Source organism: Candidatus Methylomirabilota bacterium (genome assembly GCA_035260325.1).
Classification (GTDB): domain Bacteria; phylum Methylomirabilota; class Methylomirabilia; order Rokubacteriales; family CSP1-6; genus AR19.
Window position 1 is genome coordinate 1 of the sequence record DATFVL010000276.1, and the last position, 8,157, is coordinate 8,157.

At 70.5% G+C, this 8,157-nt stretch carries 8 protein-coding genes; 1 reads left to right on the forward strand and 7 read right to left on the reverse strand.

Annotated elements, in window-relative coordinates:
- Positions 1 to 16 precede the first annotated feature (16 nt).
- The gene (locus tag VKG64_17730; GenBank protein ID HKB26879.1) at positions 17 to 907 is read right to left on the reverse strand and encodes a branched-chain amino acid ABC transporter permease; all 891 of its coding nucleotides are present in this window, start codon (positions 905 to 907) and stop codon (positions 17 to 19) included.
- 16 nt (positions 908 to 923) lie between these two features.
- On the reverse strand, positions 924 to 2,132 hold the full coding sequence (locus VKG64_17735; protein HKB26880.1) for an ABC transporter substrate-binding protein: 1,209 nt from the start codon (positions 2,130 to 2,132) through the stop codon (positions 924 to 926).
- A gap of 133 nt (positions 2,133 to 2,265) precedes the next feature.
- Between VKG64_17735 and VKG64_17740 the strand changes: the two genes are divergently transcribed.
- Positions 2,266 to 3,024 carry an enoyl-CoA hydratase/isomerase family protein gene (locus VKG64_17740; GenBank protein HKB26881.1) on the forward strand — a complete coding sequence of 253 codons (759 nt, stop codon included), beginning with the start codon at positions 2,266 to 2,268 and terminating at the stop codon, positions 3,022 to 3,024.
- A gap of 1 nt (position 3,025) precedes the next feature.
- On the opposite strand, the gene VKG64_17745 is transcribed toward VKG64_17740, so the two are convergent.
- The 5 genes from VKG64_17745 to VKG64_17765 are packed head-to-tail and all read right to left on the reverse strand — an operon-like array spanning position 3,026 to position 8,049.
- Positions 3,026 to 4,135, reverse strand: coding sequence for a muconate/chloromuconate family cycloisomerase (locus tag VKG64_17745; protein HKB26882.1), 1,110 nt, complete (start codon positions 4,133 to 4,135; stop codon positions 3,026 to 3,028).
- A 3-nt stretch (positions 4,136 to 4,138) separates the two neighbouring features.
- Entirely contained in the window at positions 4,139 to 5,299 is a 1,161-nt protein-coding gene (locus VKG64_17750; GenBank protein HKB26883.1) for an FAD-binding oxidoreductase, read from the reverse strand.
- A gap of 41 nt (positions 5,300 to 5,340) precedes the next feature.
- Positions 5,341 to 6,141, reverse strand: a complete 801-nt coding sequence (locus VKG64_17755; protein HKB26884.1) for an ABC transporter permease subunit — start codon at positions 6,139 to 6,141, stop codon at positions 5,341 to 5,343.
- On the reverse strand, positions 6,138 to 6,899 hold the full coding sequence (locus tag VKG64_17760) for an ABC transporter permease subunit (protein HKB26885.1): 762 nt from the start codon (positions 6,897 to 6,899) through the stop codon (positions 6,138 to 6,140). The genes VKG64_17755 and VKG64_17760 overlap by 4 nt, the downstream gene beginning before the upstream one ends.
- Before the next feature lie 22 nt (positions 6,900 to 6,921).
- Entirely contained in the window at positions 6,922 to 8,049 is a 1,128-nt protein-coding gene (locus VKG64_17765; GenBank protein HKB26886.1) for an extracellular solute-binding protein, read from the reverse strand.
- Positions 8,050 to 8,157 lie beyond the last annotated feature (108 nt).

The window sequence follows — 8,157 nt, forward strand, 5'->3', positions numbered from 1 at the left end:
GGCCCCCGCCGAGGAGCTACACGGTGCGCTCGCGCTCGCCGAAGAGCCCGGTGGGCCGGAAGACCAGGAGGGCGATCAGGAGCAGGAAGCCGTAGAGGTCCTTGTAGGCCGCCGAGACGAAGACCGAGCCCAGCGCCTCGATCACCCCGAGCAGGACTCCGCCCACGACGCTGCCGAGGATGGAGCCGAGGCCGCCGATGACGATGATCTCGAAGCCCTTGAACGTCGAGATGGCCCCGTTCTCCGGATAGACGAGGAAGTCGGGCGCGAGGAGGGCGCCGGCGGCGGCCGCGAGTGCCACGCCCACGCCGAAGGCGAGCATGTCGAGCCGCAGGACGTCGATGCCCGCGGTCTGGATGCCCACCCGGTTCTGGGCGGCGCCGCGCAGCGCGCGCCCGATCCACGTCTTCCTGATCACCAGGTAGAAGAGCGCGAGGAGGACGAGCGTGGCGATGAGCGCCACGAAGCGGTTACCCGAGATGGGGAGCGTCCCGAGTGTCGTGGGCCGGGCGTAGTCCGGGGGCGCGTACTGGTTCGGCCCGCCGAGGACGATGGCGAGGTTCCGGAAGAACACCATCAGCGCGATGGTGACGATGGTCGCGTACTCGTCGCGCCGCTCGATCCCGCCGACGAACATCGGCCGGAGGAGGAGCCGCTGGACGACGAGGCCGAGGCAGAAGACCGCGCCCATCGCCAGGGGCAGGGCGAGCCACCAACGGCGCGGGCCGAGGAGGGAGACGATGAGCGCGTACTGCACGTAGCTGCCGATCATGTAGAACTCGCCCATCGACCAGTTGATCATCTTCATGATGCTGTAGATGAAGGTGATCCCGAGGGCCATCAGGCCGTAGATGACGCCGATGACCACGCCCGAGAGGACGTACTGCGAGAGCAGGAACGCGTCCAACGGTCGCCCGGCGTCCTCAGCGCTTCGGTGCCGGCATCCAGTCTCCCGTCTTGAGCTGCGGCGGATAGACGATCTTCACGTCCGTGAACGCCTGCTCGGGCTTCGTGTACTGGGTCACCAGCATCGGCGGCGTCCACTGCTGCCAGTACGGGCCCTCGCCGCGCGAGAAGCTGATCGTGCCGTTCCACCCCTCGAACTTCCCGGCCAGGAGCGCCTTGACCAGCTCGTCGCTGTTGTCGCTCCTGGCGGCGTTCAGCGCGTCGGCCAGGAGGACCACCTGGGCGTACGCGTTGAAGGCGCCGTAGATCGGGTCCTCCTTGAACTCGGCCATGTACTTCTTGCGGAAGGCCTCGCCCCGGGCCGTCAGCCTCATGGTCGGGTGGTAGTACACGATGAAGGAGGCCCAGTTGCCCTTCTCGCCCAGGGTCTTCCAGTATTCGGCCCGCACGGGCGCGTCGTAGGAGATGAGCATCGGCACCGCCGGGTGGAGCCCCACGTCGTAGGCCTGCTTGATGATCAGGTACATCGGCGTGCCGATGCCGCCGTTGAGGAGCATGTCGGGCTTCCAGTTCTTGATGTCGAGGAGCTGCGGCGTGAGATCCACGACGGCCCGGTCGAAGATGATCGTTTTCAGCTCGCCGCCGGGGAGCATCGACGCGAAGGCCTTCTTGGTCTCATCGACCAGGCCGATGCCGTAGTCCGTGTTCTCCGTGATCAGCGCGACCCGCTTGAAGCCCCGCTCCTTGATCCAGCGAGTCCAGAGCTCGCAACGGTCGGGATCGATCACGTGGGTGCGGAAGGTGTAGGTCAGGTGCTTCTCGGTGATCTGGCGCGCCGAGGCCTGGGTGGAGAAGACCGGGACCCGGAACTGCTCGGCGAGCGCCTGCACCGCCGTCATCACCGAGCTGTGGAACTGGCCGACGACCGCGACCACCTGGTCCTGGGTCGCGAGCTTGCGGAACCCGGCGGCGCCCTTCTCGGGCGTGCCGGAGTCGTCCTCGATGACCAGCTCGATCTTGCGCCCGCCGAGGACCCCGCCTCGCGCGTTGACGTCCTCGGCGCCCATCTTGGCGCCGCGGACGATGAACTGTCCCGCGCTCGCGTCGCCGGGCGGCGAGAGCGGCGTGAGGACGCCGAGCTTCACGGGCTTCTGGGCGACGCCCGGCGTGGTGAGCCCGATCATCAGCAGCGCTGCCACGAGTCCGAGACCGGCTCGCCGGTTCATGGCGATCCTCCACCGTGAAGGGGTTTCCTGCGGCGCGGAGAGGCCATCATGCTATGCGGGCGGTCGGCCAGCGTCAATGGTCTCCTGTGCTAGAGTGCGTGGCCGTGCCACGAGGCACGCTGGGAGGCCGCGCATGTACCAGACCATCGTGTGGGAGCGGAAGGAGAACGTCGTGGTCGTCACCCTCGATCGCCCGCGGGTGCTGAACGCGCTCAGCCGTGCGCTCAAGGGCGAGCTCGCCGACGCGCTCGCGCGCGTCAAGGCCGATCCGGGCATCCGCGCCGTCGTCCTCACCGGCGCCGGCGACCAGGCCTTCAGCGCCGGCCAGGACCTCACCGAGGCGAAGGACATGAGCGGGCCCGAGGCGGAGGCGTGGGTGAGGGAGTTCGAGCTGCTCTACGACCAGATCCGCATGCTGCACGTGCCGGTCATCGCCGCCGTCAACGGCTGGGCGATGGGCGCCGGGTGCCAGTTGGCGCTCCTGGCGGACATCCGCATCTCCTCGGAGAACGCCCGCTACGGGATGCCCGAGATCCGCGACGGCATTCCCGCCGTCTTCGGGCTCGAGCTCCTGTGGGATACGGTCGGCATGAGCCGGGCCCTGTACCTCGTCCTCACCGGCGAGTCGCTCGACGCGCGTCAGGCCCTGGAGGCGGGGCTCACGATCAAGGTGGTCCCGCGCGCGCGGCTCCTGCCCGAGGCCGAGGCGCTCGCGCGGACACTGGCCGGCTACGCGCCGATCGCGATGCGGCAGAACCGGCAGTACGCGCGCCGGAGGACCGAGGCGGACTTCCGCGCGTGCGCCAGGTTCTGCGAGGGCGCGCACCACGCGTCCTTCGCCGCCGGCGACGCGAGGCGGGGCATGGAGGCCTTCCTCGCGAAGCACCGATGACTCAGTGCCGCGCCCACTCCTTCAGCATCCGCTCGTCCACCTCGACGCCGAGGCCCGGGCCGTCGAGCGCCAGGATCGCGCCGTCGGCGTACCGGACCGGCCGGCGCACCACGTCGCCGGCGAGGAGCAGCGGGCCGAAGAGCTCGCAGCCCCACGTCACGGGCGCGGCCGCGAGCGCCACGTGCAGGTACGCGGCGGTGCCGAGCGATGTCTCGATCATGCAGCCGACGTAGCAGCCGAGGCCGGCGGCCTCGGCGATGCGCGCGATCGCCATCGTGCCGAGGATGCCCGCCGACTTGGTGAGCTTGAGCGCGAGGATCGAGACGCCGCCGAGCCGCGCGATGGCCATGGCGTCGTGGGGCGAGCAGCAGGACTCGTCGGCCATGATCGGCACGGCGACGCTGCGGGCGATCTCGGCCATGCCGCCGAGGTCCCACTTCGGGACCGGCTGCTCGACGAAATCGAGGCGGTAGGGCTCGAGCGCGCGGATGGCGCGGAGCGCCGTCGGCCGGTCCCAGCCCTGATTGGCGTCCACCCGGAGCGCGATGTCCGGGCCGACGGCCTCGCGGATCCGTTTGACGCGCGCGACGTCTTCATGGACCGGATGCGCCGCGGTCTTGATCTTGAAGATCCGATGGCCGAGGGCGACCTTCGCCTTCGCCTCGGCGATCTCCGCGTCCCCGTCGGCGACGGCCAGCGACCACGAGAGCGGCACGCGATCGCGCACGCGTCCGCCGAGGAGCCGGTGCACGGGAACGTCGAGGGCGCGGCCGTTCAGGTCCCAGAGCGCCATCTCGACCGCGGCGCGCGCGAAGGGGTTGCCCTGGACCCGCCGCGCCATCTCCTGGCGGAGCGGCTCGACCTCGGTGGCGTCGCGGCCGACGAGCCACGGCGCGACGTAGCGCTCGATCGTGGCCGCGACCGACTCCGCCGACTCCTCGCTCCACGTGGGGCCGCCGAGGCACGCGGCCTCGCCCCAGCCCGTCAGGCCGTTCGCCGTCTCGACGCGCACGAAGGTGAAGTTGACGGCGTGGAGCGTCGTGAACGACATGGTGTGCGGGCGCTTGACCGGGATGTCGGCGAGGATCACGCGGACGTCGGCGATCTTCATCGCTTACTCGGCGTCGGCGTCGTCGTGGTGGATGGCGTCGCGCCGCTCGAACCGGCGCGGGTCGAAGAGCGAGAGGTCGAGCGAGGGCTTGCCGTCCAGCACCCACTCGGCGACGTGGCGGCCGGTGGCGGGCGAGTGCTGGAAGCCGTGACCGCCGAAGCCGACGGCGAGGAAGAGGCCCTCGAGGCCCGGCGCCCAGCCGATGATCGCGTGGTCGTCGGGCGTGAGCGGGCGCAGGCCCGCCCAGCCGCCGGCGATCCGCGCGTTCTCGATGATCGGGAGCCGGTGGACCGCCTTCCGCACCGTCTCGTCGACCTTGCCCCAGTCCATCGGCACCACGAAGTCCTCGCCGATGTCCTCGACGTCGCCCGGACTCAGGAGCACCTGCTCCATCTCCTTTCTGAAGTAGAAGCCGCTCGTGACGTCGCTCGTCAGCGGGACCGGGCCCGGGATCTCGGGGAAGGGCTCGGTGAAGAAGATGTGCCGGCGCCGCGGATGGACCGGGACCTCGACGCCCGCGAGCCGGCCGACGCGCGCCGCGGAGGGGCCGGCGGCGTTGATCGTGACGGGTGCGGCGACCGTGCCCCGCGTCGTCGTGACGCCGGTGACCTTCCAGCCCGTGCGCTCGAGCGCCACGACCTCGACGCCCTCGACGATCTTCGCGCCGAGGTCCCGTGCGCGGCGCGCGAACGCGTTCGTCACCTCGGCGGGGCCGGCCATCCCGTCCTGCGGGCCCCAGACGGCGGCGAGCAGGTCGTCCACGCGGAGGGCGGGGACGAGGCGCTTCGCTTCCTCGGGCTTGAGCACGCGCACGTCGGCGCCGAGGCTTCGCTGCAGCGCGATCCGCTTCTCGAAGCGGCGGAGCTGCTTCGGCTCCGAGAGCAGATAGAGGTAGCCGATCTTGGTGTAGCCCGGGTCCGCGCCGAACTCGTCCTTGAAGTGCTCGAAGACCTTGATGCTCTCGAGCGCGAAGCGGATCTCCGTCTCGTGCGGAAACTGGACGCGGATCCCGCCCGCCGCCTTGCTCGTGGTGCCGCTGCCGACGGTCTCGCGCTCGAGGACGACGACGTCCTTCGCGCCGTGACGCGCGAGGTGGTAGGCGATCGAGCAGCCGACCACGCCGCCGCCGATGATCACCACGCTGGCGCTCCGGGGCAGGCTCATGGACGCCCTATGATGGAGTCGCCGCCCCCGCGACGCAAGGCTCAGACTTGGCCGAAGAAGACCAGGTACTCCGACTTCAGGAAGCGCTCCAGCAAGAGCAGCAGGACGGCCCCCGGCACCATGAGGACGATCGCCGTGACCGAGGCGATCTGGAGCTCGTAGCCCACGCTCGCCGTGTACATGTAGACGGGGAGTGTCGTCACGAAGGGCGCGCCGACGAGGAGCGTGCCGGTGAACTCGTCCAGCGAGTAGAGAAAGACGAGGACGGCGCTCGCGACGATGCCCGGCGACGCCAGCGGGAGCGAGACCGAGACGAACGCGCGCGTCGTCGAGGCGCCGAGGTCCCACGCGGCTTCCTCCAGCTCGCGGCCGATCGAGCGGAAGACGGCTGTCATCGTCCAGACGGCAAAGACGAGCGCGCCCACGAGGTGGATCAGCACGACGCCGGCCACCGTGCCCGCGAGTCCCCACCGGTAGAACTCGCGCGTCGCGCTCGCGAAGACCGGGAGCTGCGGGAAGGCCTGCGGCAGCAGAAAGAGGAGCAGGACCGCGGTGCGGCCGGGGAAGGCGAGCCGCGCGAGGGCATAGCCGAGCGGGATCGCGCAGAGGAGCGCCAGCAGCGTGACGGCGACCGCGATCGTGACGCCGAGCCTGAGGGGCTCGAGGAAATCGCCGCTCAGGACCCGCTGCCAGTAGCGGAAGCCGAAACGCTGAGGCCAGGGGCTGGGGTAGGTCCAGCGCTCGGCCAGCGACCAGACCGCGAGGCTCGTCAACGGCCCGGCGATGACGAACGCCGCCGCCGCCAGCGCGGCGGCCCGGGCGGCGAGGCGGCCGGCGCTCATGCCAGGAGCCGCCGCACGTACACGAGCGCCGCGCCCAGCGCGAGCAGGTACGCGACGACGCCGAGCGCCGAGGCGGTGGCGAAGTCGCCGTGCTGACCGAAGCGGTAGTACACGTCGATCATCAGCATCTGCGGGCCGCCGCCCCGGCCCATCATGAGCGGGATCGAGAACGACGCGAGCATCGAGGAGAAAATGAGGATGGCGCTCACGCCGAGCGCGGGCGCGGCCATGGGCACGAGGATGTCACGCGTGAGCCGCCCCGTGCCCGCGCCGAAGTTGCGCGCCGCTTCCAGGTAGCTTTCGTCCACGCCGCGGAAGGCGCCCAGGAGGAGCAGCGTCGCGAGGCCCAGATGCTTCCAGGCGAGCGCGAGCGCGATGCCCGCCCAGGACGAGGCGAGCGCGGGCACGTACGGGGAGAGGAACACGCGGAGCGCGTGGCCCACGACGACGAAAGGTACGAAGAGCGGCACCTTCAGGAGGAACTCGACGGGGCCGAAGGCGCGGGCGCGGAGCCAGCCGCACGCTGGAATCGCCGCCAGGAAGGTGACGGCGGTCCCCGCCGCGGCGACGCCGACCGTGTAGAGGACGTCGCCCGCGTAGAGGCGCCAGACCGTCCCGTAGCTGGCGAGCGAGAATGCGCCGTCGCGTGTGAAGCTGGCCGTCACGGACGCCGCGAGCGGCCAGACGAAGACGGCCCCGAGGACCGCCAGCGGGGGCGCGCAGAGCGCGCCCCAGAGCAGCCGCTCGCCGGCGCTCACCGGGTGCTCCCGCCGTGCGTCTTCAGCGCACGATCTCCTCGTACGCCAGCGTGATCAGGTCGTGATACTCCTTGATCGGCATCTGGCGCGAGTACCTCGCGAGATCGTCCGCGCTCACGCCCTTGAAGAGCAGCTCGCGGCTCTTCGCGCTGATGAGCGGGAGCACCTTGTCGGGATCCACGCCCGGATACCAGCCGAAGCGCTCGACGATCGCTCTGGCCTGCACCTCGGGCGTGGCGATGTAGTCGATGTAGCGCACGGCGGCCTCGCGGTTCGCGGCTTCCTTCGGCACGACGAGATACAGCGGGTAGATCGGCAGGCCCGGCGCGGGTAGCACGGGCGTGACCGCGGGGTCCATGCGCCCCTCGTTCTTCCAGGCGACGAGCTGGTCGATCCAGACGACGCCCATCCAGATCTCGCCCCGGTTCAGCGCGTCGAGGGTGCCGGCGTTGCCGTTCGTGAGCCGCGCGTTCCGGTTGAAGTCGCGCAGCGCCGTGATCGCCTCGCGGATCGCACCCTCCTTCGTCCGGTCGAACGGTCCCTGCGTGAGCTGCGTGTAGAGGCCGGTCTTCCAGTACACCCAGCCGATGGTGAAGCCGACGCCGCTCACGCCGCCCTTGATGCCGTTGTAGCCGAACCTGCCCGGGTGGGCGGCCGCCCACGTCGCGAGGTCGTCGAACGACTTGGGCGGACTCGGGACCGTCGCCGGGTTGTACGCGAGGGCGATCTGGTTGTGGAACATCGGCACGACGTAGCCGTCCACGGTGACGCCGAACGCGTGCTTCACCTCGGCGCCCTTGACGAGCGCAGCGTTCTTCAGCTGCGGCACGTAGCGGTGCAGGAGCCCCTCCTTCACCATCTGCGACGCGACGGCCATGGAGACGAGCGCGACGTCGAGGTCCCAGGGCTTGCGGCCCGTGTCCGCCTGCGCCTTGATCTTGGTGTAGATCGCCCGGCTGGCGGGCTCGCCGGTGCCGGTCCCGACCACGTTCAGCTCGATGTCCCTGTCCGTCTCGCGGAAGCCGGGGCCGAGGAGTGTCTTGTGGACCTCGACGACGTTGACGTCTGCGCCGATCGCGACGTTGAGCCGCGTCGCGGCGGACGCGGGCACCGCGAGCGCCAGCAGCAGGAGCGCGAGTCTCGGCAGCATGGTCAGTCTCCTTTGTAAATGCGGAGCTTCTCCGGGGGGATCACGACGTCGACCGGGCCCGGCGCGCGCGGCTCGGCGCTGTCCACCATGAGCAGCCCGCCGCCGGCG

Excerpts from the sequence above, each read along its gene's own strand:
- VKG64_17735 (HKB26880.1), bottom strand. The coding sequence starts at position 2,132 with ATGAACCGGCGAGCCGGTCTCGGACTCGTGGCAGCGCTGCTGATGATC.
- VKG64_17740 (HKB26881.1), top strand. The coding sequence starts at position 2,266 with ATGTACCAGACCATCGTGTGGGAGCGGAAGGAGAACGTCGTGGTCGTC.
- VKG64_17745 (HKB26882.1), bottom strand. The coding sequence starts at position 4,135 with ATGAAGATCGCCGACGTCCGCGTGATCCTCGCCGACATCCCGGTCAAG.
- VKG64_17750 (HKB26883.1), bottom strand. The coding sequence starts at position 5,299 with ATGAGCCTGCCCCGGAGCGCCAGCGTGGTGATCATCGGCGGCGGCGTG.
- VKG64_17755 (HKB26884.1), bottom strand. The coding sequence starts at position 6,141 with ATGAGCGCCGGCCGCCTCGCCGCCCGGGCCGCCGCGCTGGCGGCGGCG.
- VKG64_17765 (HKB26886.1), bottom strand. The coding sequence starts at position 8,049 with ATGCTGCCGAGACTCGCGCTCCTGCTGCTGGCGCTCGCGGTGCCCGCG.